Origin of the sequence: Mycobacterium sp. 852002-51961_SCH5331710, from assembly GCF_001665535.1 — a bacterium.
GTDB lineage: Bacteria > Actinomycetota > Actinomycetes > Mycobacteriales > Mycobacteriaceae > Mycobacterium.
The window spans coordinates 32,529-56,476 of sequence record NZ_LZSQ01000100.1 but is presented as its reverse complement, the minus strand read 5'-3'; the positions used below and the strand labels follow the sequence as shown (position 1 = coordinate 56,476).

23 protein-coding genes and 1 other RNA gene are annotated in these 23,948 nt (G+C 67.9%); 12 read left to right on the top strand and 12 right to left on the bottom strand.

What is annotated here, in order from left to right:
* The first annotated feature begins 95 nt into the window (after positions 1–95).
* Positions 96–335: a hypothetical protein gene (locus A5752_RS27530; RefSeq protein WP_156613941.1), complete on the top strand. Its 240-nt coding sequence runs from the start codon at positions 96–98 to the stop codon at positions 333–335.
* Here A5752_RS27530 and A5752_RS16985 read toward each other — a convergent pair.
* From A5752_RS16985 to A5752_RS16975, 3 genes are read right to left on the bottom strand one after another with little or no spacing between them, the layout of a single operon-like run.
* Positions 325–831, bottom strand: a complete 507-nt coding sequence (locus A5752_RS16985; RefSeq protein WP_067087830.1) for a methyltransferase family protein — start codon at positions 829–831, stop codon at positions 325–327. The genes A5752_RS27530 and A5752_RS16985 overlap by 11 nt on opposite strands.
* A 3-nt stretch (positions 832–834) precedes the next feature.
* Positions 835–1,272 (bottom strand): VOC family protein, encoded by a 438-nt coding sequence (locus A5752_RS16980; protein WP_067087828.1) that lies wholly within the window; start codon positions 1,270–1,272, stop codon positions 835–837.
* 9 nt (positions 1,273–1,281) lie between these two features.
* Positions 1,282–1,737 carry a helix-turn-helix transcriptional regulator gene (locus A5752_RS16975; RefSeq protein WP_067087826.1) on the bottom strand — a complete coding sequence of 152 codons (456 nt, stop codon included), beginning with the start codon at positions 1,735–1,737 and terminating at the stop codon, positions 1,282–1,284.
* Positions 1,738–1,796: 59 nt separating this feature from the next.
* Between A5752_RS16975 and rnpB the strand changes: the two genes are divergently transcribed.
* Positions 1,797–2,215, top strand: an RNA gene (gene rnpB / locus A5752_RS16970) — RNase P RNA component class A.
* Positions 2,216–2,246: 31 nt separating this feature from the next.
* Here the strand turns inward: rnpB and A5752_RS16965 are convergent.
* The gene (locus A5752_RS16965) at positions 2,247–3,743 is read right to left on the bottom strand and encodes a CYTH and CHAD domain-containing protein (RefSeq protein ID WP_067087824.1); all 1,497 of its coding nucleotides are present in this window, start codon (positions 3,741–3,743) and stop codon (positions 2,247–2,249) included.
* Between the two features lie 64 nt (positions 3,744–3,807).
* On the opposite strand from A5752_RS16965, the gene A5752_RS16960 reads away from it, so the two are divergent.
* The gene (locus tag A5752_RS16960) at positions 3,808–4,587 is read left to right on the top strand and encodes an enoyl-CoA hydratase/isomerase family protein (protein WP_067087822.1); all 780 of its coding nucleotides are present in this window, start codon (positions 3,808–3,810) and stop codon (positions 4,585–4,587) included.
* Here the strand turns inward: A5752_RS16960 and panB are convergent.
* A complete protein-coding gene (gene panB, locus A5752_RS16955; RefSeq protein WP_067087820.1) occupies positions 4,584–5,420 on the bottom strand; it encodes a 3-methyl-2-oxobutanoate hydroxymethyltransferase in 837 nt (278 codons plus the stop codon). The two genes, A5752_RS16960 and panB, sit on opposite strands and share 4 nt — an antisense overlap.
* 162 nt (positions 5,421–5,582) lie before the next feature.
* On the opposite strand from panB, the gene A5752_RS16950 reads away from it, so the two are divergent.
* Together A5752_RS16950 and A5752_RS16945 are read left to right on the top strand one after the other, a co-directional pair.
* A complete protein-coding gene (locus tag A5752_RS16950) occupies positions 5,583–6,974 on the top strand; it encodes a WS/DGAT/MGAT family O-acyltransferase (RefSeq protein WP_067088077.1) in 1,392 nt (463 codons plus the stop codon).
* Positions 6,975–7,019: 45 nt separating this feature from the next.
* The gene (locus tag A5752_RS16945; RefSeq protein ID WP_067087818.1) at positions 7,020–8,537 is read left to right on the top strand and encodes an alpha/beta hydrolase; all 1,518 of its coding nucleotides are present in this window, start codon (positions 7,020–7,022) and stop codon (positions 8,535–8,537) included.
* A 3-nt stretch (positions 8,538–8,540) separates the two neighbouring features.
* Here the strand turns inward: A5752_RS16945 and A5752_RS16940 are convergent, their stop codons facing one another.
* The 4 genes from A5752_RS16940 to A5752_RS16925 form a co-directional block, all read right to left on the bottom strand.
* Positions 8,541–9,302, bottom strand: coding sequence for a hypothetical protein (locus tag A5752_RS16940; protein WP_067087816.1), 762 nt, complete (start codon positions 9,300–9,302; stop codon positions 8,541–8,543).
* A 93-nt stretch (positions 9,303–9,395) separates the two neighbouring features.
* Positions 9,396–9,998 carry a TetR/AcrR family transcriptional regulator gene (locus tag A5752_RS16935; protein ID WP_067087814.1) on the bottom strand — a complete coding sequence of 201 codons (603 nt, stop codon included), beginning with the start codon at positions 9,996–9,998 and terminating at the stop codon, positions 9,396–9,398.
* Positions 9,999–10,931 carry an acyl-CoA thioesterase gene (locus tag A5752_RS16930; RefSeq protein WP_067087812.1) on the bottom strand — a complete coding sequence of 311 codons (933 nt, stop codon included), beginning with the start codon at positions 10,929–10,931 and terminating at the stop codon, positions 9,999–10,001. It lies immediately after the preceding gene.
* Between the two features lie 38 nt (positions 10,932–10,969).
* Positions 10,970–11,566: a VOC family protein gene (locus A5752_RS16925; protein ID WP_231983438.1), complete on the bottom strand. Its 597-nt coding sequence runs from the start codon at positions 11,564–11,566 to the stop codon at positions 10,970–10,972.
* Between the two features lie 26 nt (positions 11,567–11,592).
* Between A5752_RS16925 and A5752_RS16920 the strand changes: the two genes are divergently transcribed.
* From A5752_RS16920 to A5752_RS16890, 7 genes are read left to right on the top strand one after another with little or no spacing between them, the layout of a single operon-like run.
* Positions 11,593–12,507 carry an NAD-dependent epimerase/dehydratase family protein gene (locus A5752_RS16920; RefSeq protein ID WP_082963931.1) on the top strand — a complete coding sequence of 305 codons (915 nt, stop codon included), beginning with the start codon at positions 11,593–11,595 and terminating at the stop codon, positions 12,505–12,507.
* A gap of 5 nt (positions 12,508–12,512) precedes the next feature.
* Positions 12,513–13,652: a sulfotransferase family protein gene (locus A5752_RS16915; protein WP_067088073.1), complete on the top strand. Its 1,140-nt coding sequence runs from the start codon at positions 12,513–12,515 to the stop codon at positions 13,650–13,652.
* Positions 13,653–13,664: 12 nt separating this feature from the next.
* Positions 13,665–14,861, top strand: coding sequence for a hypothetical protein (locus A5752_RS16910; protein WP_067087809.1), 1,197 nt, complete (start codon positions 13,665–13,667; stop codon positions 14,859–14,861).
* 59 nt (positions 14,862–14,920) lie between these two features.
* Positions 14,921–16,261, top strand: coding sequence for a type I glutamate--ammonia ligase (glnA, locus tag A5752_RS16905; protein ID WP_067087807.1), 1,341 nt, complete (start codon positions 14,921–14,923; stop codon positions 16,259–16,261).
* A 53-nt stretch (positions 16,262–16,314) separates the two neighbouring features.
* Entirely contained in the window at positions 16,315–19,281 is a 2,967-nt protein-coding gene (locus A5752_RS16900; protein WP_067087805.1) for a bifunctional [glutamine synthetase] adenylyltransferase/[glutamine synthetase]-adenylyl-L-tyrosine phosphorylase, read from the top strand.
* 16 nt (positions 19,282–19,297) lie between these two features.
* Entirely contained in the window at positions 19,298–19,930 is a 633-nt protein-coding gene (locus tag A5752_RS16895) for a PaaI family thioesterase (RefSeq protein ID WP_067087803.1), read from the top strand.
* Positions 19,927–20,787: a TIGR03619 family F420-dependent LLM class oxidoreductase gene (locus A5752_RS16890; RefSeq protein ID WP_067087801.1), complete on the top strand. Its 861-nt coding sequence runs from the start codon at positions 19,927–19,929 to the stop codon at positions 20,785–20,787. The genes A5752_RS16895 and A5752_RS16890 overlap by 4 nt, the downstream gene beginning before the upstream one ends.
* Here A5752_RS16890 and A5752_RS16885 read toward each other — a convergent pair.
* The 3 genes from A5752_RS16885 to glnA (A5752_RS16875) all read right to left on the bottom strand — a co-directional run bounded on the left by A5752_RS16885 (position 20,784) and on the right by glnA (A5752_RS16875) (position 23,857).
* On the bottom strand, positions 20,784–21,749 hold the full coding sequence (locus A5752_RS16885; RefSeq protein ID WP_067088071.1) for an asparaginase: 966 nt from the start codon (positions 21,747–21,749) through the stop codon (positions 20,784–20,786). The genes A5752_RS16890 and A5752_RS16885 overlap by 4 nt on opposite strands.
* Before the next feature lie 58 nt (positions 21,750–21,807).
* Positions 21,808–22,332: a DoxX family protein gene (locus A5752_RS16880; protein ID WP_067087799.1), complete on the bottom strand. Its 525-nt coding sequence runs from the start codon at positions 22,330–22,332 to the stop codon at positions 21,808–21,810.
* Positions 22,333–22,420: 88 nt separating this feature from the next.
* The gene (glnA, locus tag A5752_RS16875) at positions 22,421–23,857 is read right to left on the bottom strand and encodes a type I glutamate--ammonia ligase (protein ID WP_067087797.1); all 1,437 of its coding nucleotides are present in this window, start codon (positions 23,855–23,857) and stop codon (positions 22,421–22,423) included.
* Between the last annotated feature and the right edge of the window lie 91 nt (positions 23,858–23,948).

Here is a 23,948-nt window from a genome sequence, read left to right as displayed (position 1 = left end):
ACCGACGGAGACGCATCGATATGAGAATCCGGACCACGGCACCAGTCCTCCTGCTGGCTTCGGTCTGCAGCGCCGTTCTGCTGTCGTCCCCCCTCGTGACCGCTCCGGCCGCGCACGCCCAGTGCAAGGCCAGCGAGGTGTGGGATCAGCGGACCGGGGTGTGCTGGGCGCAATCCCAAACCACGCTCGGAATTCCGGGCACGGGAGGCTGGTGTAAACCCGGCAGGATCGGGCTGTGCATGTCGGCCTGGCAGAACTCACAGGTTCCCGGCGCGAACCTCAAGCCCGCCCCGCCGGGAGGACCGGCGCCGCGCGCGACGTGGCCTAACCGCTGACGTCCCCAACCGGCGTCCACGGCGTCAGCCGGGGGAGCCACGCGCGCACGTTTTCGCGATACGTCTGGTATTGCGCCCCGTACGTTCGCACCAGCGTGGGTTCTTCGTACCAACGCACGAACGACGCGGTGACCGCCCACCCGATCGCCGCATAGAGCACGAGCCACAGGCTGCCGAAAAGCACTGCTTGACCGAGGATCGCGACGATCAGCCCGACGTACATCGGATTGCGGACGAACCGGTTGAAGCCCGTCACGACCAGACGTTGCGTGGGTGCGACGGGCATGGGAGTGCCACCGGCCCTGACGAATTCGACGAACGCGTGGATGGGCGGGATCAGGCCGACGATGACCACGATCCCGCCCACGACCATCCGCCATGTCGGAGCGTCGGACAACTCCCAACGCGTGATCAACCACGGACCGAGCCCGACGAACGTGCCGGGCGCGGCCACGAAGAACGCCGCCGAGGCGAGCGCAGCGGTCGGGATCCGCACGCGCTATCCCGTGATGGCCGAGAGGTCCGCGAGTTGCGTCAGGCGCACGCTGTTGCCGGACGGATCGCGGAACCCGCAGTCGACACCGTAGGGCATCTCGTGTGGTTCCTCGGTGAACTCGACTCCGCGCGAACGCATTTCCTCATAGGAGGCCTGGCAGTCCTCCGTCGTCAGGAACACCGTTCCCGCGAAGCCCTTGGCGGTCAGGTCCAGCACCTGCTTGCGGGTCGCCTCGTCCATGACCGGTTCGCCGGGTACGGCCATCAACACGATCGACACATCGTCCTGACCGGGCGGCCCGACGGTCAGCCATCGGAACAGCCCGTCCACGTCGGGCAGCGAAACATCTTGCCGCACTTCCATACCGACCTTCTCGGTCCAGAACTTCAATGCCGCTTCCTGGTCGTGTACCCACAAGTGGGCGCTTGCGATTTTGATCATGGCTCGACGCTACGGCCGGTCGGTGTTCTGCGTCTTCTCCCCGTGTGCTGTCTTACGCACCCGGCTGTCGGCGGGAGGCCGGGTGTCGCGCTTGAGGATGCAACTCGGCACCCGGGCGTGGATCGCCGCCGGCGGCAGGCTGGCCCGGTACGCGGCAGGCGGCAGCCCGTACACCCGGGCGAAGCTGGTGGTGAACGAGCCCACGCTCTGCAACCCCACCATCACGCAGATGTCGGCGATCGAGCGATCGGTGTTGCGCAGCAGCGCCGCGGCGCGTTCCAGGCGGCGGGTCTGCAGATAAGCCCGCGGCGTTTCCCCGAAGGTGCGGGTGAACATCCTGCTGAAGTGCGCGCGGGACAGACCCGCGGCCGCGGCTAGGTCGTCGACGGTGATCGCCTCGGCGTACCGCGCGTCGACCAGATCCTTGGCGCGCATCAGATAGCGCGCCGGAGGCACCTGCGCCATGCGCCAAGTATGTCGAACTCGCGGAACAGCGGCGACAGGCGCTACGTTGAACCAGCGGATGAGTTGGCTGGGCGGCCGCGGGATCCAGGTTCGCCTGGGTTTCGAGGAAAGTCCGGACTTCACAGAGCAGGGTGATTGCTAACGGCAATCCGAGGTGACTCGCGGGAAAGTGCCACAGAAAACAGACCGCCACCACCGGGTCTTCGGACTCGGGGTGGTAAGGGTGAAACGGTGCGGTAAGAGCGCACCAGCATTCCGGGTGACCGGAGTGGCTAGGCAAACCCCACCCGAAGCAAGGCCAAGAAGGCCGCAACCTGGTTGCGGCCGCGCAGGCGCCCGAGGGTTGCTCGCCCGAGCCTGCGGGTAGGCCGCTCGAGGCACCCGGTGACGGTGTGCCCAGATGGATGGTCGCCACCTCGCCGCCGCGGTCAGCCGCGGTGGTGAGGGACAGAATCCGGCTTACAGGCCAACTCATCCGCCCTGCACGGGCGCGGCCAGTCCGGGCTCGGTCAGCGCGCCTTGCGCACCGCCTTGGCGAGCTTCTTGAGCGCGCGGTCCAACTGGTCACGCGAGCGCTGCGCGAGTTCCTCCTCCATCCGGAAGAGCAGTCCGTAGGTGAACGTGTCCTCGCCCGCGGTGTGGGCCGCCTCGGCCTGCTGGCTCAGGTGCGTCCGGCTGACCACGCTGTCCTGGTGATCGCCCAGCATCGACTGGATCTTCTTGGCTCGATCGGACACCTTGCCCTGACCGGTCGCCGCCGCGGTGTACCGAAGCCGCTTGGCGCCCTTGCGGATTCGATGCAGTGCCTCGTCCTTGTCCTCGTCCGCCTCCGCGGCGGCCTTCGCCGCCTTGCGCACACGTTTGTAGGCCGCGTCGATCGTCGCCTGGCTGCGCTCATCCTCGTCCTGCGCCGGAACCGGTTCTGCGGCGACCAACCCTTCGAGCGCGTCGAGCAGCCGGAAATACCGCTGCGAGCGCATCGCGATCAACGAACGGCGCAGCCCGGCCGCATAGCGCCGCTCGGCGCCGTCGACCAGGCGCTCCCGCACCGGTCCGCGAACCAGCTCTTCCGGCAGCTCATCGAGCGCCTTCGCGTAGCGTTCGGCCAGCACTTCGGCGTCGCGCGCCACTCCGAGGATCGCGGCGAGCTGTCTCAGCTCGTCGAGAATCCACGCGTCGTCGGAGATGCCGAACGCCTCGCGCGAGGTCTGCAGCAGGCTGCGGATCCTGCGCGTCGTCACCCGCATCTGGTGCACCGAATCCTCGACGTCCGCACGCACCGCGCGGTCCCACTCGATCAGCTGCTCGACCTGTTCAGCCACCGCTCGGTGCACCGCGTCCGACGGTTGCGACGCGTCCTCCTGCACCGAATCCAGTACCCGCGCCAGTTTCGAACCGCTCGCCGCGGGCTCGGCACCTGCGTCGATCAGCCGGTTAGACAGCCGGTCCAGCAGGTCGCGGTCGGCGCCGTCGGCCAGTTCGAGCTCCCACTCGCGCCACACCTGCTCCGGTCCGTCGGGCTCGGCGGAGGCGCTCACCTGGTCGTCGCAGAACTCCGCCACCGGCGCGCCGTCGGGACCATAGAGGAGGTCGACGGTGCGTCGGGTGGAGATGCGGGCGACCGGCTGCAGCGGACGGTCACGCACGATCGCCAGCACGATGTCGCGCAGCGCATCCGGCACCCCAGCGTCCTCACCCACAGTGTCCTCACCCAGAGCGTCCTCACCCAGCGGTTCCCTGACCTCGGTCCGCGCGTCGGGCCCGGCGGGCAGCTTGAGGTGCCAGCCTTCGTCCGGGCCGCCGGTGCGCCTGCGCAGCGTGATGCGCCGCGACGCGAGGTCATGGTCGGGGGTGTCGAAGTACACGGCCTCCAGATGGTGTGCCGGCGATCGTTCGACGCGAACCACCGACGACAAACCTTCGAACGACGGCGACACGGTCGATTCGCCCACGTCGAACTTGCGCTCGACCTCCAGATGCCGCGCCGACTCGCCCGATTTGCCCATGGTGCGAGACAGATTGCCACACGCAGGTGAACATGGGGGAGGGCGGCGAATATAAGGTCCCACTGTGACCGATTACGAAACGCTGACCGTCGAGCAGACCGGTGCCATAACCCGCATCACCCTCAACCGACCCAATGCGGCAAATGGCATGAACGGCACCATGACTCGTGAGCTGGCCGACGCCGCCAAGCGGTGTGACAACGCGGCGACGAAGGTCGTGGTGCTCACCGGATCGGGCCGGTTCTTCTGCGCGGGCGGGGATTTGAAGGATTTCGCGGACGCCGACGACCGCGGTGCACACATCAAGGGCGTCGCCGACGACCTGCACCGCGCGATATCGACCTTCGCCCGGATGAACGCGGTGGTCATCACCGCGGTGAACGGCACCGCCGCCGGTGCGGGGTTTTCGCTGGCGGTGACGGGCGATCTGGTGCTGGCCGCCGAGTCCGCGTCGTTCACCATGGCCTACACCCGCGTCGGCCTCAGCCCCGACGGCAGCGCGTCCTACTACCTGCCGCGGCTCATCGGCATCACCAAGACCAAAGAGCTCATGCTGACCAACCGCACCCTGTCGGCGCAGGAGGCGTGGCAGTGGGGGCTGGTGACCGAGGTCGTTGCGGACGGCGAACTGGCCGAGCGGGCGGCGAAGCTCGCCGATCAGATGGCGGCCACGTCAGCCGGCTCCAACGGTGGGGTCAAGCAGTTGCTGCTCGGCACCTTCGGCAACGGCCTCGAAGAACAGATGGAGCTCGAGGGCCGGCTGATCGCCGCACGTGCCGGCTCGAGCGACGGACGCGAAGGCGTCGACGCCTTTTTGGCCAAGCGGAAAGCGGAATTCGCCTAGAACGAGTGCTCGTCGGCGGGGAACACCCCGCTGGCGACCTCGTCGGCGTATTGCTCTGCGGCGCGGCGCAATTCGTCACCGACGGCGCCGAACCGTTTCACGAACTTCGCGGTCTTGCCGCTCGTCATGCCCGCCATGTCCTGCCACACCAGCACCTGCGCATCGCAGTTCGGGCCCGCGCCGATCCCGATGGTGGGGATGGTCAGCTTGCCGGTGATCTGGGTGGCCAACTCGGCGGGCACCATCTCCATGACGACCGCGAACGCGCCCGCTTCCTGCACGGCGATGGCGTCGTGAACGGTCTGCTCGCCGGCGTCGCCGCGGCCCTGGACCCGGAAGCCGCCCAGCCCGTTGACGCTCTGCGGGGTGAAGCCGATGTGCGCCATGACCGGGATGCCCGCGGCGCTCAGCGTCGCGATCTGCTCGACCACGCGCTCGCCGCCCTCGAGCTTGACCGCGTGCGCGCCGGTCTCCTTCAGGAACCGGGTGGCGGTCGCGAGCGCCTGCTGCGGCCCGCCTTCGTAGCTGCCGAACGGCAGGTCGGCGACGACCAGCGCGTGCGGGGCGCCGCGGACCACGCCGCGGACCAGCGGGATCAGCTCGTCGATCGTGACGGGCACGGTGGTGTCGTAGCCGTAGACGACGTTGGCGGCCGAGTCGCCGACCAGCAGCACCGGGATGCCGGCGTCATCGAAGACGCGCGCGGTGGAGTAGTCGTAGGCGGTGAGCATGGCCCACTTGTGGCCTTCGGCTTTCCACTTCTGGAGGTGGAGAGTGCGGGTTTTGGTGCGCGGAGCGGACGAGGCAGTCCCGTACACGGTCTGCTCAGACATCGTTGTCCCCCAATTGGGTGGGTCGGGTCGAATCCTCGAGGCCGATGTACGGTCCCCGGGTTCGTCTGACCCACCAAGTCTGCCACTTGGTGTCCGAGATGTTAAAAGGGCTGTTGAGTGGATTTGCTCACACCCGCCGTCACCGGGCATAGCATCGGCGGCATGCAACGGCTCAGCGGGCTCGACGCCAGTTTCCTCTACCTCGAGACCGCGCAGCAGCCGCTGCATGTGTGTTCGATCCTCGAACTCGACACCTCGACGATGCCCGGCGGCTACACGTTCGATCGGTTCCGCGAGGCGCTGAACCAACGCATCAAGGCGATGCCGGAATTCCGCGAGAAGCTCGCCGACAGCCGGTTCAACCTCGACCATCCGGTGTGGGTGGAGGACAAGGACTTCGACGTCGACCGGCACCTGCACCGCATCGGGCTGCCCGCGCCCGGCGGGCCGCGCGAGCTCGCCGAGATCTGCGGCCACATCGCGTCGCTCCCGCTCGACCGCAGCCGCCCGCTGTGGGAGAAGTGGGTGATCGAGAACATCGACGGCACCAATCCGCAGGACGGCGGGCGCCTCGTCGTCATGACGAAGGTCCACCATGCCGGCGTCGACGGCGTCACCGGCGCGAGCCTGATGTCGCAGCTGTGCAGCACCGAACCCGACGCACCGCCGCCCGACCCCGTCGACGGTCCTGGCGACGCGAGCTCGCTGGAGATCGCGGTCAGTGGCGCGGTCAAGTTCGCGACCCGACCGTTGAAACTGGTCAACGCGTTGCCCGTGACGGTGACGTCGGTGGTCGACACGGTGCGCCGGGCCCGCTCCGGGCTGTCGATGGCGCCGCCGTTCGCCGCGCCGCGGACGGTGTTCAACATGAACGTCACCGGGCACCGCAACGTCGCGTTCGCCAAGTTGGACCTCGAGGACATCAAGACCGTCAAGAACCACTTCGGGGTGAAGGTCAACGACGTGGTCATGGCGCTGGTGTCCGGCGTGCTGCGCAAGTACCTCGCCGACCACGGCCAACTGCCGGAGAACTCGCTTGTGGCGATGGTCCCGGTCTCGGTGCACGACAAATCCGACCGGCCCGGCCGCAATCAAGTGTCGGGGATGTTCTCGCGGTTGGAAACCCACATCGAGGACCCGGCCGCCCGGCTGAAGTCGATCGCCGAATCGAATTCCGTTGCCAAGCAACACAGTTCGGCGATCGGCGCAACCCTGCTGCAAGACTGGACGCAGTTCGCCGCGCCTGCGGTCTTCGGTGTCGCGATGCGCGTCTACGCCGCGAGCCGGCTCAGCGGGGCCAGGCCGGTGCACAACTTGGTCATCTCCAACGTGCCCGGCCCGCAGGTGCCGCTGTACTACCTGGGCTGCGAGGCCAAGGCGATGTACCCGCTCGGCCCGATCTTCCACGGGTCGGGACTCAACATCACCGTCATGTCGCTGACCGGCTCACTGAACGTCGGCATCGTGTCCTGCCCGGAACTGCTGCCCGACCTGTGGGATATGGCCGACGACTTCTCCGCCGCCCTCGACGAGTTGCTGGCCGCCACGCGATAGCGCCCTAGCCAGGGGCGATGAGGGTTCATGGCAGCATGTTGAGCCATGAACGCCAAGATCGGGGTCCTCGCGGCCACTGTGCTGCTCGCGGCCACCGGATGCAGCCATCTGGTGGACGGCCGCGCCGTCGTCGCGGTTCCGCCGCCCGGTACCCCGATCGAGTGGACCAAGTGCCAGTCCGAACAGCCCGACGAGTCGCGGATTCCCGCCGATGCGGAGTGCGGCATGCTGTCGGTCCCGGTGGACTACGACGACCCCGACGGTGACGTCGCCCGCATCGCGATGATCCGGTTCAGGGCCACCGGCGACAAGATCGGCTCGTTGATCATCAACCCGGGCGGGCCGGGGGAGTCCGGTGTGGAGGCCGCCGCCAGCGTCGTCGGCTCGTTGCCCGAGTCGGTCCGGCAGCGCTTCGACCTCGTCGGCTTCGATCCGCGCGGCGTCGCCAATTCCACGCCCGCGCTGTGGTGCAACTCCGATGCCGACAACGACCGGCTACGGGCCGAGCCCCAGGTCGACTATTCGCCGGAGGGCGTCGCGGAGATCGAGAAGGAGACCAAGGAGTTCGTCCAGCGCTGCGAGGACAAGATGGGCAAGGAGTTCCTCGCCAACGTCGGAACCGTCAACGTGGCCAAGGATCTCGAGGCGATGCGCCAGGCGCTCGGTGACGAGAAGTTGACCTACCTCGGCTACTCCTACGGCACCCGGATCGGCGCCACGTACGCCGAGGCGTATCCAGACAAGGTGCGCGCGATGATCCTCGACGGCGCGGTCGATCCGAACGCCGATCCCACCGAGGCCAACGTCCGGCAGGCCGCCGCCTTCCAGACCGCGTTCAACGACTATGCCGCCGACTGCGCCAAGAACCCGGGCTGCCCGTTGGGCACCGATCCGGCGAAGGCCAACGACGTCTACCACAGCCTGGTCGACCCGCTGGTGGACAAGCCGCTCAAGACCCGGGATCCGCGGGGGCTGAGCTACTCCGACGCGATCGTGGGGACGATCCTGCCGCTGTACTCGCCGAACCTGTGGCGGCATCTGACGCAGGCGCTCAGCGAGATGGAGCGCGGAACCGGTGACACCATGCTCGCGCTGGCCGACCTGTACATGGGACGAGATGCGCAGGGCCACTACAACAATTCCACCGATGTGCGAGTCGCGGTCAACTGCATGGACAAGCCGGCGGTGACCGACCGGGCCAAGGTCGCCGAGGAGGACCGGCGGGTGCGTGAGGCCGCGCCGTTCATGAGCTACGGCGAATTCACCGGGCACGCTCCGCTGGGTACATGCGCGTTCTGGCCGGTGCCCCCGACGAGCGAACCGCACGAGCTGAAGGTCGACGGATTGCCGCCGACGCTGGTGGTTTCGACGACGAACGATCCCGCGACGCCGTACCAGGCGGGCGTGGAGCTCGCCAAGCAGCTCGGGGGGACGTTGGTGACGTTCCAGGGCACCCAGCACACCGTGGTGTTCCAGGGCAACAAGTGCATCGACGACATCGCCGCCCGCTACCTCGTCGACGTGACGGTGCCGCCGCCGGACACCACCTGCTCCTCGGACTAGCTCCTACGGAATGTCCCAGTGTCCGGGGGCGCCGTCGAAGAACGGATTCTCGAAGCCCTGCACCGTCGGAAGTTTCCTCAGCTCATCGGCCGAAATGCCGTAGAACGGGTTGCGCACCCCGTTGATGGTGGCCTCCGCCCTCAGCTGTACCGGGCCGATCTGCTGACCCGGCAGGCCGAAGTAGTCGTTGATCCCCGGCACGCCCGGCCAGGCGTCGGGTATGACGGACGCCGGGATCTCCCAGTGGCCCGGAACCTCGTCGAAGAACGGGTTCGGATAACCCTGGACGGTCCGCATCTTCTTGAGCTGCCCGGGCGGGATCTTGAAGAACGGGTTCGGGACACCGTTGATGGTGGCCGCGTTCATCAGTTGACCCGGTGGAATGCGAGCGCCCGGCAGGCCGAAGTAGGCGTCGACGTCGGGCAGGTTGGGCGCCAGGCGGGGCAGGTTGATGTCGACGGCGGGCGCTGGGGGCGGCGGCACGTTCACCTTGGGCAGTGGCGGCACCTCGGCCGGTGGCACGTTCACGTGGACATCCGGCACCCGTGGTGCCTCGACCCGCGGCACGTTCACGTCCGGCACCCGTGGTGCCTCGACGCGCGGCACGTGGACCTTGGGAACCGGCGGTGGCCCGGGAATGGGGGGCACGGGCGGGGACGGAAACTTCGGGTCGGCGTGCACGGTGCCCACACTCGCGCCGAGCGCGGCGAAGCCGCACACGGCCCCGGCCAGGCTCATCGACAATGCGGATTTCTTCAGATTCATTTGGTCGCTCCTCGCATCGGTTCCAGCGGCGCGACCCCCCGATTGAACGTCAGCTACCCACGCAGCGTGCTGTCGAAACCCCAGGCGACCCGTTCAGGACCGGCTCTCGGCGATCTGGGCGAGCAGGAACTCCAGCCGATCCCTCTCGATGGCCGGCTGACTGCCCGCCGCCGCGCTGAGCATGAGTCCGCTGATGAACATCACCGTGAGCAGAGCCCGGTCGTCCACGGCGGAGGGGTCGACGTCCGAACTTCGCGAGCGCTCCGCAAGCTCGCGATGCAACGCCAGATAGGTCTGCGAATTCGCATGAAAGACAGCGGATATCGCCGGATCACGGCTGGCCTGTAGGAGCAGCTCGATCCGGGCCCGGGTGCGGGTGAGCCCGTCGCCGGTCAGCGATTTCATCACCACCGCGGCCAGTCTGGTGACCGCGGCCTGTCGGGACGTGTCGGCGTCGGCCTCGGCGACCGAGCGCAGATCCGCCAGATCCAGCTCGGCAACCCGCTCGGCGACGGCGTGGATCAGCGCGCTGCGCGTCCGGAAGTAGTACGAGGTGCTCCCTTCCGGCACGCCCGCCGCACGGTCGACCCGCGGATGGCTCAGCCCCTTGGCGCCGTGCTCGGCGAGCAGCTTGATCGCGACGTCGCAGAGTTCGCGACGACGTTGTCGCCCGTCCGGGGCCCGGCGTTCGGCCATCTACGTCACGATCGGGCGGATCAACACTTCCTGCGACGTACTGGCGACGGTGCGTCCCGCCACGTCGCGGATGGTCCCGCGGATCAGCGCGCGGTGTCCGGTGACGGCGACCGTGTCCTGGGTGTAGAGATGCCAGTCGTCGAAGCGGACGGGGCGGTGCAACCACAGCGCGTGATCAAGGCTGACCGCCGCGATAGACGCGTAGTCGGCGCGATGCGGATGGTTGCGCAACGCCATGTCCAGCAGCAGGTAGTCGCTGGCGTACGCGAGCATCGCGCTGTGCAGCGCCGGATCGTCGCCGATGGGCCGGGGCAGCCGCATCCAGTGCGACCGGGGCCCGGGAACCTGGCGCCCGCCGAGGAAGTTCGTCGGCTCCGCGATGCGCATCTCCACCGCGGGCGGGACATCGATCCAGTTCTGAGCGTTCTCCTTGAGCTGAGGCGGGACCTGGTGCACCCAGTGCTGAAGCAGCGGCATCTCCTCGGGCGCCGGGGCGTCCGGTCGGGGGTGATCGAGTTCGGGTTCGGTGGGATTGGTGTGAAACGACGCGAGGGCCGTGAGCAGGGTGCGGTCGCCCTGCGCGATCGTGACCTGACGGGTGGCCATCGACCGCCCGTCGCGGACGGTGTCGACGGCGATGTCGACCGGTGTGTCCGACGCGCCCGTCTGGACGAAATAGGCGTGCAGGGAGTGCGGCGCGTGATGGTCGACGGTGCGCGAGGCGGCGTACAGGGCCTGTGCGAGCAGCTGACCGCCGAAGATCCGGCCGAAGCGATCGCGTTCGTTAGTCGCCCGGAAGCGGCCGTCGGTAATGGGCTGCACGCCGAGCGCGCGCTCGAGGGTGTCGAGGGATTCCAGTACAGCCTTCTCCAGCGCGGTGCCCTGGAGTGGGCCGGTCAGCTCGGTCTGGGGGTCGGTCTCGTCGGTGGCCATCACGGATGGATCCTGCCAGATGCTTGCCACCGTTGTCTCTAAGACTTTAGAGTCCCGGGGTGGCCCCTGGAATTCTCCGGCACCCGGTAGCCGTCGCGGGGCATGATGCGCACCGGGTCGCTGCCGTCCCATTCGGCGCAGGTCGCAGAGATGCGGCGCACGTGGTCGAGAAAGGCGGGCGGGGCGTCGACGATCTCGGTGTAGAAGCCGAAGTCCGCCACCGTGTCGACGTAGGCCACGCGGAAACCGCCGCCGACGCTTTGGGCGGCGACCGGATAGCCAAGCGACGCGAAATGCGCTGTCTTGGCATCGAAATCGTTTGTCACCGTAGCGATCTGATGAAAAGAACTGGTTCCGCCGCGGCTCCACTCGGAGTAGATGCTCGGGGTCTGGCAGTGCTGCTGGATCAACTCGATCTGCACCGGGCCCGCCTGCGCGACCGCGACCTGGATTCGGACCGTGCGGATCTCGCCTCCGTAGTCGGTCTCCTGATCGACGACGGGCAACACGTGAAACGGTCCGACCCCGAACACCCGCGCCCACCCCGCGGCGGCTTCGATCACGTCGTCGACGACGTGCCCGAGTTGGAAGAATCGATAATCCCCTTCGGGCCACGGCTGTTCGAAGAGATCCATACGCACGATCATGGCACGGCCGCGCGATGCTGAGCGGCGAACGGGTCCTCATCACGGGACCGGCTGGCCGGATCGCCTACGGCGTCGCCAAGACGCTCGCGCGCGACAACGAGGTGTGGGGCATCGCCAGGTTCTCCGATCCCGCTGCGCGCGAGGAGGTCGAGGCGCTCGGCGTGACCACCCGCCGCGTCGACCTCGGTGTCGGTGATTTCACCGATCTGCCAACCAATTTCACTTACCTCCTGCACATCGCCGCCGACTTCGGCCACGACTACGAGCAGGGGTTGCGGGTCAACGCCGAGGGCACCGGGCTGCTGCTGTCGCACTGTCGTGCCGCCAAGGCCGCGCTGGTGATGTCGACGGTCACCGTGTACAAACCCCACCCCGACCCCTGGCATCCGTTCCGCGAGGACGATCCGATCGGCGACGCCGGATTGCCCAGCCCGCAACCGTATTCGATCGTCAAGATCGCCGAGGAGGCCGTCGCCAGATACTGTGCGCGCGAATTCGGCATACCCACGGTCATCGCCCGGATGGGCAGCGCGTACGGCGAGCGGGGCGGTCTGCCGCTGTGGCATCTGCAAGCTATCGCGGAGGGACTACCCGTCATCGCTCGCTGGGACCCGTTGCCGTACAGCCCCATTCACTACGACGACATCAACGCTCAGATACCGGCACTGCTCGACGCGGCGAGCGTGCCCGCGACCATCGTCAACTTCGCCGGCGACACCCCGGTCAGCGTCCAGCAGTGGTGTGCGTACTTCGGCGAGCTTCTCGGTGTGACGCCGCGGATTGACGTGCAACCCGTTCCCGGTGCATCCGTCGGTTCGGTCGGCGACCACACCAAGCGCACGACGATCACCGGCACCTGCACGGTCGACTGGCGAGACGGATTCCGCGCCATGGCCGCCCACCACTATCCCGACCGCGTGAGGACCTGATGGCCATGCGCTATCCGCAGCCGCAACGACTGCTCGACGAGGCGGTCGCCGAAGCGGGCCACACCGACTTCGGCCCCGGCGACTTCCGCGAAGGGCTGACCGTGCTGCTGGAGAGCCTGGAACGCGACGGCGACCTGGACCCGGCCACCGACGCCGCCGTGATCGGCGACCTGCGCCGCAGGCTGGTCAATCGCCTCGAGGTCGAGGCACACTACCGCGACCATCCCGAGGTCGAGGACGTCGTCATCGAGGGGCCCGTCGACATCAACGGGTTGCCGCGCACGGGAACCACCGCGCTGGCCGACATGTTGTCCCTCGATCCGCAGTTCCGATGCTTGCGCGGATGGGAGCAGTACCAACCGGTTCCGCCGCCGCTGGCCGGCGGCGAGGCCGACGACCCGCGCAGGCAGGCGTTCATCCGGATGCACGAGGAGCAGCCCGCCGCGCAGGCCGCCATGCACATCTTCGAGGTCGACGCGACCATGGAGGACACCGAGATCCTCGGGATGGCCTTCCACGGCCAGCAGATGACGCTGCCGGTGGCGGGGTACCGATCGTGGTGGCGGGGCGCCGATCTGACCGAGACGTACGCCTACCACCGCAGGGTGGTGAAGTTGCTCGGATCGAAATGCCCGCCGCGGCTGTGGCTGTTCAAGGCGCCGCACCACAAGTTCCACCTCGAGGCGCTCGCCGCGGCCTATCCGGACGTGCGGTTCGTTATGACGCACCGCGACCCGGCCAAGGTCGTGCCGTCCTACACCAGCCTGGTGTCGACGATCTTCCCGCCCGCGGCGGGGGAGCGCGACCTGTGCGCACTCGGCCGCGAGGTGAGCAGGCATCTGCGTGAGGGCATGGAGCGCGCCATCGCCGAACGCGCCCGCATCGGCGAGGACCGCTTCCTCGACGTTCACCACCGCGAGTTGGTGGCCGATCCGCGCGGCACGGTGCGCCGCGTCTACGACTGGCTGCAACTGGAGCTCAAACCCGATGTCGCGCAAACGATCTTCGACTGGCAGGACGCCAACGCGGTGGGCGCCAAAGGGACGCACTCCTACACCGCGGAACAGTTCGGCCTCTCGGTCGACGAGATCCGCTCGGACTACGACTTCTACATCCGTCACTTCGACGTGGCCGTGGAGGCCTGAGGAGGCTCGCGTATGACCACCCTGCCCAGCTGGGACACGCAGATGGAGGCGCTCAAGGGAGTCGCCGACCACCTGCTGGCGACGTGGCGACCCGATGGCGCCTCGGAGGCCGAAATCCAGGACATGAACAAGCTCGCGCTGTCGATCCTCGCGTGCGGGTACCTCTGCCACGTCTACACCGATTCCCGGCGCCCGGTGTTCATGCCGCTGTGGAACTACGCATGCAACCAGGGTGGGCCAAACCCGGACTACGTCTACCTGTCGGCCGAGGTCGACGGCTCCGGCGTGTACGAGCTGACCGGCCGCCGCGGCACCGTGCGCTTCGTCGAGGTCACGCAGCAGGCGCCGGGAATGATGAAGAGCCTCAAGGGCGTCGAACGGCAGATGAAGTTCCAGGCCATCACCCACGACCTCGACGACCTGACCATCGCTGAGGACGGCACCTTCCGGGTGATCATGTCCGTCGAACGCCCCGAGGGATACGACGGTGACTGGTGGCCGCTCAACCCGGAGGTCGGCAAGCTGCTGATGCGCAAGTGCGCCTGTGACTGGAACACCGAGATCGACGCCCAGGTCGCGATCAACCGCCTCGACGACGGCGGCGAGGACATGTCGCCGGTCGAGATCGCGCGCCGGTTCTCGGAACTGGGCGACTGGATCAAGGGGATGATCGACTTCGACATGGAGCTCGTCCGGTACTACCGGGAGCACCACGGCTTCAACGTGCTGCTGCGGTCCCAGTGGATCCAGCAGGGTGGCGGCCTGGCGACCAAGCAGGCCTACTACGACGGCATCCATCAGATCGCCGACGACGAGGCGCTGGTCGTCGAGTTTCCGGTGTCGGCCAACTGCTACTACTGGCAGATCCTGGTGGCCGATGACCGCTTCTCCACCGTCGACTGGGTGAACCGGCAGTCCAGCCTCAACGACACCCAGGCGCGGATCGACCCCGACGGCTGGTTCCGCGGCGTGGTCTCCAAGCGCGACCCGGGCGTGCACAACTGGCTCGACAAGGCCGACTGGCCGTGGGGGATCCTGCAGGCGCGCTTCTACAAGGCCGATGATTTTCCCGACGTCACGGTCACGAAAGTGCCGGTCACCGACGTGCTCGACCACCTCCCGGCGGGTACCGAGGTGCTCACCGCAGAGGAGCGCCGGGCCCAGCTGCGACACCGTCGTACCGGGGCCCAGATGCGCCGCATCTGGTGACCCGGCAAACGCAGCCGCCGTGTAACACGGAATTAACAGCCGGTGCCTACGCTGCGGTCATGGATCGGCAGAAGGAATTCGTGCTGCGCACGCTGGAGGAACGCGACATCCGCTTCGTCCGGTTGTGGTTCACCGACGTGCTCGGATACCTGAAATCGGTCGCGATCGCCCCCGCCGAACTCGAGGGCGCGTTCGAAGAGGGAATCGGGTTCGACGGCTCGTCGATCGAGGGCTTCGCCCGGGTGTCGGAAGCCGATATGGTCGCCCGTCCCGACCCGTCGACCTTCCAGGTGCTGCCGTGGGCCGACGGCTCCGGCCGACACCATTCCGCGCGGATGTTCTGCGACATCACGATGCCCGACGGCTCGCCGTCGTGGGCGGACTCGCGCCATGTGCTGCGCAGGCAGCTGGCCAAGGCCAGCGACCTCGGCTTCTCCTGCTACGTGCACCCCGAGATCGAGTTCTTTCTGCTCAAGCCCGGCGAGGACGACGGCACCCCGCCCGTGCCCGCCGACAACGGCGGCTACTTCGACCAGGCCGTGCACGATTCGGCGCCCAATTTCCGCAGGCACGCCATCGACGCGCTCGAGCAGATGGGCATCTCGGTCGAGTTCAGCCACCACGAGGGCGCACCCGGCCAGCAGGAGATCGACCTGCGCTACGCCGACGCGCTGTCGATGGCCGACAACGTGATGACGTTCCGCTACGTCGTCAAGGAGGTCGCGCTCGGCGACGGCGTGCGGGCGTCGTTCATGCCGAAGCCGTTCGCCGAGCATCCCGGTTCGGCCATGCACACGCACATGAGCCTGTTCGAGGGCGACACCAACGCCTTCCACAGCCCCGACGACCCGCTGCAGCTGTCCGACGTGGCCAAGTCGTTCATCGCCGGAATCCTCGAGCACGCCAAGGAGATCAGCGCCGTCACCAACCAGTGGGTCAACTCCTACAAGCGCCTCGTGCACGGCGGCGAGGCGCCCACGGCGGCGTCCTGGGGCGCGGCGAACCGCTCGGCGCTGGTGCGCGTACCGATGTACACCCCGCGGAAGGCCTCGTCGCGGCGCGTCGAGGTGCGCAGCCCCGACTCGGCGTGCAATCCGTACCTGACGTTCGCGGTGCTGCTGGCCGCGGGCCTGCGCGGTATCGAGAAGAACTACGTGCTGCCGCCGGAGGCGGAGGACAACGTCTGGACGCTCACCCCCGAGGAGCGCAGCGCGATGGGCTACAAGGAGCTGCCAGGCAGCCTCGGCGTCGCGCTCACCGAGATGGAGAACTCCGAGCTGGTCGCGGAGGCATTGGGCGAGCACGTCTTCGACTACTTCCTGCGCAACAAGCGCGCGGAGTGGGAGAACTACCGCAGCCACGTCACGCCGTTCGAGCTGAAGGCCTACCTGTCTCTGTAAGGCGTGGCTCTGTAGGTGCTTAGCCGACATAGGCGCTGCGCTACCTTTTAGGCGTGGCCAAACCAGCGACGCAGCGTCCGAAGCTGCCGAGCGTCGGCCGGCTGGGTCTCGTCGAGCCCACCGCGCCCGCCGATCTCGACCGGTTGGGCTGGAACACCGACGGCCACGTCGAGCTTCTGTGGTCGTTGTCGCGCGCACCGGACGCCGACACGGCGCTGCGCTTGATGGTGCGGCTCGCCGAAGCCCTCAACGACGGCTGGGACGAACTCACCCGCGCGCTGCTCACCGACCGGAGCCTGCGCGGGCGGCTGTTCAGCCTGCTCGGTTCCTCGCTGGCTCTCGGCGACCACATCATCGCGAACCCGGAGAACTGGCGGCTGCTCGCCGGCGACGTCACGCTGCCGACCGCCGATGAGTTGCGCGAGATGTTCGTCGCGCTGGCCGACGAATCGGCCGACACCTCGGCGGCGCTGCAGCCGCTGCGCAAGCTCTACCGCGACCGGCTGCTGGTGCTGGCCAGCCTGGACCTGGCGCCGACGGTCGAGAACGAACCCGTCCTGCCCTTCCCGACCGTCGGCGAGCATCTGTCGGACCTCGCCGACGCGGCGCTGGCCGCCGCATTGCACCTCGCGATCAAGACGACGGGCGGCGACTCTCCGCCCCGGATCGCGGTCATCGCGATGGGCAAATGCGGTGCGCGCGAACTGAACTACGTCAGCGACGTCGACGTCATCTTCGTCGCCGAGCCCGCCGACGCGCTGGCGACGCGGGTGGCCGGCGAGATGATGCGGTTCGCCGCCGACGCCTTCTTCGAGGTCGACGCGGCGCTGCGGCCCGAAGGTAAACACGGCCAGCTGGTGCGCACGCTCGACTCGCACATCGCCTACTACCAGCGCTGGGCCAAGACGTGGGAGTTCCAGGCGTTGATGAAGGCGCGACCGGCCGCGGGGGACGCCGAGCTCGGTCAGGCCTACATCGACGCCGTGATGCCGATGGTGTGGACGGCCTGCGAGCGCGAGGACTTCGTCTCCGAGGTGCAGGCGATGCGCAGGCGCGTCGAGGAGCTGGTGCCCGCCGGTCAGCGGTCGCGGGAGATCAAGCTGGGCACCGGCGGCTTGCGCGACGTCGAATTCGCCGTGCAGCTACTGCAATTGGTGCACGGCCGGAACGACGAGCGGTTGCACGTCGCGTCGACGGTCGCCGCACTGGCCGCGCTCGGCGAGCGGGGCTACGTCGGTCGTGACGACGCGGCCAACCTCACCGCGTCCTATGAGTTCCTGCGGCTGCTCGAGCATCGGCTGCAGCTGCAGCGGCTGGTGCGCACGCATCTGCTGCCCGACGAAGACGACGACGAGGCGCTGCGCTGGCTGGCACGGGCCGCCCACATGCGCCCCGACGGCACGCGCGACGCGCTGGGTGTGCTGCGCGAAGAGCTCAAACGCCAGAGCCTTCGGGTGTCGCGGCTGCACGAGAAGCTGTTCTACCAACCGCTGCTGGAATCGGTCGGCGAACCGGCAGTGAGCATTTCGGATGGTATGACGCAGAAGGCGGCCGAACGGCAGCTGGCCGCACTGGGTTACGAGGGTCCGCAGAGCGCGTTGACGCATCTGGCGGCGCTGACGGGCAGCAGCGCCCGCCGCGGCCGGGTGCAGCAGGTGCTGTTGCCGACGCTGCTCAACTGGCTCTCGGACACGCCCGACCCGGATGCGGGGCTGCTGTCCTACCGCCGCATCAGCGATGCGCTGTCCGAACAGCGGTGGTTCCTGGCGACGCTGCGCGACGAGGGCGCCGTCGCCAAACGCCTCATGCAGGTGCTCGGCACCTCGGCCTACGTGCCGGAACTGCTCATGCGGGCGCCGGAGGTCATCCAGTCCTACGCCGACGGACCGAACGGGCCCAAGCTGCTCGACGCCGAACCCGAGGCGGTGGCACGGGCCCTGGTCGCTTCGGCCGCACGGTATTCCGACCCGCAGCGTGCGATCGCGGCGGCGCGCACGCTGCGCAGGCGCGAGCTGGCGCGCATCGCGTCGGCCGACCTCCTCGGCATGCTCGAGGTCACCGAGGTGTGTCGCGCGCTGACGTCGGTATGGGTTGCGGTGCTGCAGGCCGCGCTGGATGCGGTCATCCGCGCCAACACCACCGACCGGGGTCCGCTGGCGCGCATCGCGGTCATCGGCATGGGTCGGCTGGGCGGCGGCGAGCTGGGCTACGGCTCGGACGCCGACGTGATGTTCGTGTGCGAACCCGAAGAGGGCGTTGAGGAATCGGCCGCGGTCAAATGGGCGGTGACGATCGCCGAGCAGGTGCGTGCCCTGCTCGGGACGCCGAGCTCGGATCCGCCGCTCGAGGTCGACGCGAACCTGCGTCCCGAGGGCCGCAACGGCCCGCTGGTGCGCACCCTGTCCTCGTACCAGGCCTACTACCAGCGCTACGTCCAGACGTGGGAGGTGCAGGCGCTGCTGCGGGCTCACCGGGTGGCCGGCGACCTCGACCTCGGCGAGCGGTTCCTGTTGATGATCGACAAGATCCGCTACCCACCCGGCGGCGTGTCACCCGAGGCGGTGCAGGAGATCCGGCGGATCAAGGCGCGGGTGGACGCCGAACGGTTGCCGCGCGGTGCCGACCCGAACACTCACACCAAACTCGGGCGCGGTGGCCTCGCCGACATCGAGTGGACCGTGCAGTTGCTGCAGTTGCGCTATGCGCACAAGGTGCCCGCGCTGCACAACACGTCGACGCTGCAGTCGCTCAACGCGATCGGCGCTGCGGAACTGATCGCCGAGGGCGACGTCGAACTGCTGCGGCAGGCATGGCTGACGGCGACCAGCGCGCGTAACGCACTGGTGCTGGTGCGCGGAAAGCCGACCGATCAGCTACCCGGACCCGGGCGGCAGTTGAACGCCGTTGCGGTGGCCGCGGGCTGGGACACCGACGACGGCGGAGAGTTCCTCGACAACTACCTGCGGGTGACGAGGCGCGCAAAAGCCGTGGTGCGCAAGATTTTCGGTGGCGAGACATAGTGGACGGGCACAGCCTATGAGCATGGATTTCGGATTCGACGTGATCACCGACGAGGAGTACGAGAGACAACGTGCCCTCTACGGGCCGCTGACGGAGGCGGTGCGCCGGCTGATCTACGCGAGCTTGCACACCGAGATCGACGCGGGCACCGTCGAGGAGGCGCAGGCGAAGATCGAGGCCGTCGCGGAGATCCTCGAGAGCAAGCAGCGCTCCAGCGTGCAGGTGGTCCACGAGGAGACCGGACGCCCGCTGGCCTGGGCGAATCCGGCTGTGGGACTGCGTAATGCAATCGCCCCTCCGATGGTCATCCATCACGAGGACGACGGCCGATGCTGGAGCGAGTTCACGCTGAGCGGCGCCTACGAGGGGCCACCGGGCTGGGTGCACGGCGGCATCTGTGCGTTGGTGCTCGACCACCTGCTGGGGGAGGCGGCCAGCGAGGGCCTCACCAAACCGAAGTTCACCGGGACGATCTCGCTGCGCTATCTGCGCGGGACACCGCTGGGAGAGTTGCGGGCCGAGGCGTACGTCGAGCGGGTCGAAGGTGTCAAGACGTTCGCGCGGGGGTATCTTCTCGACGCCGAGGGCCCGACGGTCGAGGCGGAGGGTGTGTTCATCCGGCCGGCGTGGGCGCGAGACGCCGGATGAAGTTCTACGTCAGCCTGGCGTTCCTCGACACCACCGAGGTCGTCGAAATCGCGAAGGCCGCAGACGATCTCGGCTACGAAGGTCTCGGCATCCCGGACCACGTCGTCAACCTCGAGACGTTGGCCACGCCCTATCCCTACACCAAGGACGGCAAGCGGCGCTGGGAGGCGTTCACCGACTGGCCCGATCCGTGGGTGCTGATCGGCGGGCTGGCGCTCGTGACGTCGCGGACGCGGTTCGTCACCACGGTGTATCTGCCCGCGATGCGGGACCCGTACTCGGCGGCCAAGGCGATCGGTACCGCGGCCGTATTGGCCGGTGGGCGACTCGAACTGGGCATCGGGGTGGGCTGGTGCGAGGAAGAGTTCACGCTGATGGGGCAGCAGTTCGCGCGTCGCGGTAGGCGCACCGACGAGATGCTGGAGCTGATGAAGGAGCTCTGGAAGCCGGGCTGGACGGAGTTCGACGGCGAGTTCTACCAAACGCCGAAGCTCGAGATGGAACCCACGCCTCCGCCGATCCCGGTGTACGTCGGCGGCCTTTCCGACATCGCGTTGCGCCGGGCGGCGCGTCACGACGGTTGGATCGGTGACCTGATCACCACTGATCGGGCGCTCGAAAGCATCGGCAAGCTGCGTGAGCTGCGCGCCGAAAAGGGTTTGACGATGGACGGTTTCGAGGTGCTGACCCCGCTGACCGACGCGTTCACCCCTGAACACTACGACCGCGCGGAGGCCGGCGGCATCACCGGCATCATCACGATGCCGTGGATGTTCTACGCCGGGCCGCAGGCCTCGCTGGCCGAGAAGATCGACGGGATGAAACGGTTCCGCAAGGACCTCGGGCTCGACCGCTAGCCCCAGCGGGCGATCACGCCGCCCACCGGTTGGCCCGCCGCGAGCGCGGCCATCACCAGCACCCGGGCCTGACTGGGCCGTAGGTTCGGCACCATCACCGCACCGGCCTTGACCATGTCGTCGCCGGGTCCGTACTCCGCCTCGACGGGTCCGGTCGGGACGCGGGTCGAGATCGCGAACGCGACGCCGGCCGGTGCGTGCCTTCGAACCGCGTCGACCACGCCGTCGCCGGCATTGCCGGATCCCAACGCCTCCACCACGATTCCGCGTGCACCGGAGGAGACGGCGGCGTCGATCGGTCCGGGGCCGTCGCCCGGATAGGCCGCCACGATGTCGACCCGCGGGGCGTTGGCCGCCGACACCTCGGCGATGAACGGGCGTCGCGCGGGCTGGGTCAGGTTGAAGACATCGCCGCTGACCGTGCCGATCGGAGCGCCCGCGAACGGCGAAAGGCTCGCGGTGTCCATCTTCCGGGTGCCGAGGGCCTGAAATACGGTGCCGTCGAACGCGATCATCACGCCCTGCTCACGAGCGGCGGGGCTGGCGGCGACGGTCAGCGCGTCGCGCAGATTCTTCGGGCCGTCGGCGTCGGGGGCGTCGGAGGAGCGCTGCGCCCCGGTCAGCACGATCGGCGGGCCACCGCGATAGGTGACGTCCAGCCACATCGCGGTGTCCTCCATGGTGTCGGTGCCGTGCGTGATGACCACGCCGTCGGCGCCGTTGGCCACGGCGTTCTTGGCGGCCGCCCCGATCGCATCCCAGTCGGCGGGGGTCAGCTGCGAGCTGTCCTTCTTCATCAGATCGACGATCTCGACGTCGAGGCCTGCGGCGAGCTCCGCGCCGCCGACCGTCGGACGCCGCACACCGCTGGGGTCGGTGCTCGTCGCGATCGTGCCGCCGGTGGTGATGACGACGAGGCGGGCGTTCTGGGCGCCGGCGGGGGAGGCCGACGGGCCGAGCATGCTCGTCACCGTCGCGAGGGCTACCGCTGCCGCCGCAAGGCCCTTGCGCATCGGCGCGTCACCGCCGGAAGCGGCTCAGCAGACCGCGGCGCCGAACAGGTTGGGCGTAACCGGCGGGTGCCGCGGTGCCGCTGACCACGCGACCGGGTGCGCCGGCACCCATCCGCGTACCGCGCCGGGCGTCGATCGACCAGGCGCCCGCACCCAGCGCGGAGATCGCGAGGAACCCGAAGCAGTACAGGAGCACGACCTCGCCGCCGTTCTCCATCGGCCAGAAGCTCGCCGGAGGGCCCTCGAGCGGAGGCCAGTGCTGCCAGAAGTAGGCCACCGCCATTTCACCCGAAGCGATGAAAGCCGCTATGCGGGTGAACAATCCGACGGCAATCAACAAACCGGCCACGAGTTCGATGAGGCCGGCCCACCACAGCGGCCACGAACCAACCTCGATCGGGACCGGGGCCGCCACCGGCCAGCCGAACACCTTCTGCGATCCGTGCAGTGCCAAGAGAATTCCGGCGATGATCCGGAACAGGCTCAGAAATGGCGACGAGTAGCTGGACAGGCGTGCGTCGAAGGTCGTCATGCGTGTTGACCCTACTTGCAGATGCGCTTCGGGCCGGGCGAAATGACCGCCCGGCCCGAAGTGTCGACTGCTGTTTACATGTCTGGCGTTACACGTCGAAGTAGAGCGCAACCTCGTAGGGGTGAGGCCGGATCTGGATCGGCATGATCTCGTTCTCGCGCTTGTACGAGATCCAGGTTTCGATCAGGTCCTCGGTGAACACGCCACCCTCGGTGAGGTAATCGTGATCCTCTTCGAGCTTGTCGATGACCGCCGACAGCGAGGTGGGCGCCTGCGGAATGTTGGCGGCCTCCTCCGGCGGCAACTCGTAGAGGTCCTTGTCCACGGGCGTCAGCGGTTCGATCTTCTTCTTGATGCCGTCGATGCCTGCCATCAGCATCGCCGCGAACGCCAGGTACGGGTTGCCCGAGCTGTCGGGGCAGCGGAACTCGAGGCGCTTGGCCTTCGGGTTGTTGCCCGTGATCGGGATGCGGACACACGCCGAGCGGTTGCGCTGGCTGTACACCAGGTTGATCGGCGCCTCGTAGCCCGGCACCAGGCGCTTGTAGGAGTTCACCGTCGGGTTGGTGAACGCCAGCAGCGACGGCGCGTGGTGCAGGATGCCGCCGATGTAGTGGCGCGCGGTGTCGGACAGACCCGCGTAACCGGACTCGTCGTGGAACAGCGGCTGGCCGTCCTTCCACAGCGACTGGTGCGCGTGCATACCGGAGCCGTTGTCGCCGAACAGCGGCTTGGGCATGAAGGTGACGGTTTTGCCGGCCTGCCATGCGGTGTTCTTGATGATGTACTTGAACAGCAGCACATCGTCGGCCGCGTGCAGCAGGGTGTTGAACTTGTAGTTGATCTCGGCCTGCCCGGCGGTACCCACCTCATGGTGGCCACGCTCGAGGGTGAAGCCGGCGTTGATCAGGTTGGTGGCCATCTGGTCGCGCAGGTCGACGTAGTGGTCATAGGGGGCGACGGGGAAGTAGCCGCCCTTCGGCCGGACCTTGTAACCGCGGTTGGCGCTGCCGTCGGCCTCGACCGGTTCACCGGTGTTCCACCAACCGGCCTCGGAATCGACCTCGTAGAAGGTGCCGTTGATCCGGGAGTCGAACGTCACCGAGTCGAAGATGTAGAACTCGGCCTCGGCGCCGAAGTACGCCGTATCGGCGATGCCGGTGCTGGCCAGGTAGTTCTCCGCCTTGCGGGCGACGTTGCGGGGATCCCTCGAGTAGGCCTCGCGGGTGAACGGGTCGTGCACGAAGAAGTTCACGTTCAGCGTCTTCGCGGCGCGGAACGGGTCGATGCGCGCGGTCGCGGGGTCCGGAAGCAGCATCATGTCGGATTCGTGGATCGACTGGAAGCCGCGGACCGACGAGCCGTCGAACGCCAGGCCGTCCTCGAAGACATCCTGGGTGAAGGCCGAAGCCGGGATCGAGAAGTGCTGAACGACTCCGGGCAGGTCGCAGAACCGGATGTCGACGTACTCGACGTCCTGGTCCTTGATCAGCTTGAGGATGTCGTCGGCCGTCTTTTCTGCCACTGAGTTTTCTCCTTTATTCAGTAACTCGCGCGTTGACGCTAAGGACACGATGTTGCACGGTCGTCAACCGAATGTTGCGCTGAAGTTACGC

Bases quoted from the DNA above. Each gene is read 5' to 3' on its own strand.
- A5752_RS16890 (WP_067087801.1), top strand. From the start codon at position 19,927: ATGAAGTTCTACGTCAGCCTGGCGTTCCTCGACACCACCGAGGTCGTC.
- A5752_RS16935 (WP_067087814.1), bottom strand. From the start codon at position 9,998: ATGGCCGAACGCCGGGCCCCGGACGGGCGACAACGTCGTCGCGAACTC.
- A5752_RS16965 (WP_067087824.1), bottom strand. From the start codon at position 3,743: ATGGGCAAATCGGGCGAGTCGGCGCGGCATCTGGAGGTCGAGCGCAAG.
- A5752_RS16980 (WP_067087828.1), bottom strand. From the start codon at position 1,272: ATGATCAAAATCGCAAGCGCCCACTTGTGGGTACACGACCAGGAAGCG.
- A5752_RS16895 (WP_067087803.1), top strand. From the start codon at position 19,298: ATGAGCATGGATTTCGGATTCGACGTGATCACCGACGAGGAGTACGAG.
- A5752_RS16915 (WP_067088073.1), top strand. From the start codon at position 12,513: ATGCGCTATCCGCAGCCGCAACGACTGCTCGACGAGGCGGTCGCCGAA.
- A5752_RS16950 (WP_067088077.1), top strand. From the start codon at position 5,583: ATGCAACGGCTCAGCGGGCTCGACGCCAGTTTCCTCTACCTCGAGACC.
- A5752_RS16945 (WP_067087818.1), top strand. From the start codon at position 7,020: ATGAACGCCAAGATCGGGGTCCTCGCGGCCACTGTGCTGCTCGCGGCC.
- A5752_RS16880 (WP_067087799.1), bottom strand. From the start codon at position 22,332: ATGACGACCTTCGACGCACGCCTGTCCAGCTACTCGTCGCCATTTCTG.
- A5752_RS16920 (WP_082963931.1), top strand. From the start codon at position 11,593: ATGCTGAGCGGCGAACGGGTCCTCATCACGGGACCGGCTGGCCGGATC.
- A5752_RS16975 (WP_067087826.1), bottom strand. From the start codon at position 1,737: ATGGCGCAGGTGCCTCCGGCGCGCTATCTGATGCGCGCCAAGGATCTG.
- glnA (WP_067087807.1), top strand. From the start codon at position 14,921: ATGGATCGGCAGAAGGAATTCGTGCTGCGCACGCTGGAGGAACGCGAC.
- A5752_RS16940 (WP_067087816.1), bottom strand. From the start codon at position 9,302: ATGAATCTGAAGAAATCCGCATTGTCGATGAGCCTGGCCGGGGCCGTG.
- A5752_RS16925 (WP_231983438.1), bottom strand. From the start codon at position 11,566: ATGGATCTCTTCGAACAGCCGTGGCCCGAAGGGGATTATCGATTCTTC.
- A5752_RS16910 (WP_067087809.1), top strand. From the start codon at position 13,665: ATGACCACCCTGCCCAGCTGGGACACGCAGATGGAGGCGCTCAAGGGA.
- A5752_RS16930 (WP_067087812.1), bottom strand. From the start codon at position 10,931: ATGGCCACCGACGAGACCGACCCCCAGACCGAGCTGACCGGCCCACTC.
- A5752_RS16885 (WP_067088071.1), bottom strand. From the start codon at position 21,749: ATGCTCGGCCCGTCGGCCTCCCCCGCCGGCGCCCAGAACGCCCGCCTC.
- panB (WP_067087820.1), bottom strand. From the start codon at position 5,420: ATGTCTGAGCAGACCGTGTACGGGACTGCCTCGTCCGCTCCGCGCACC.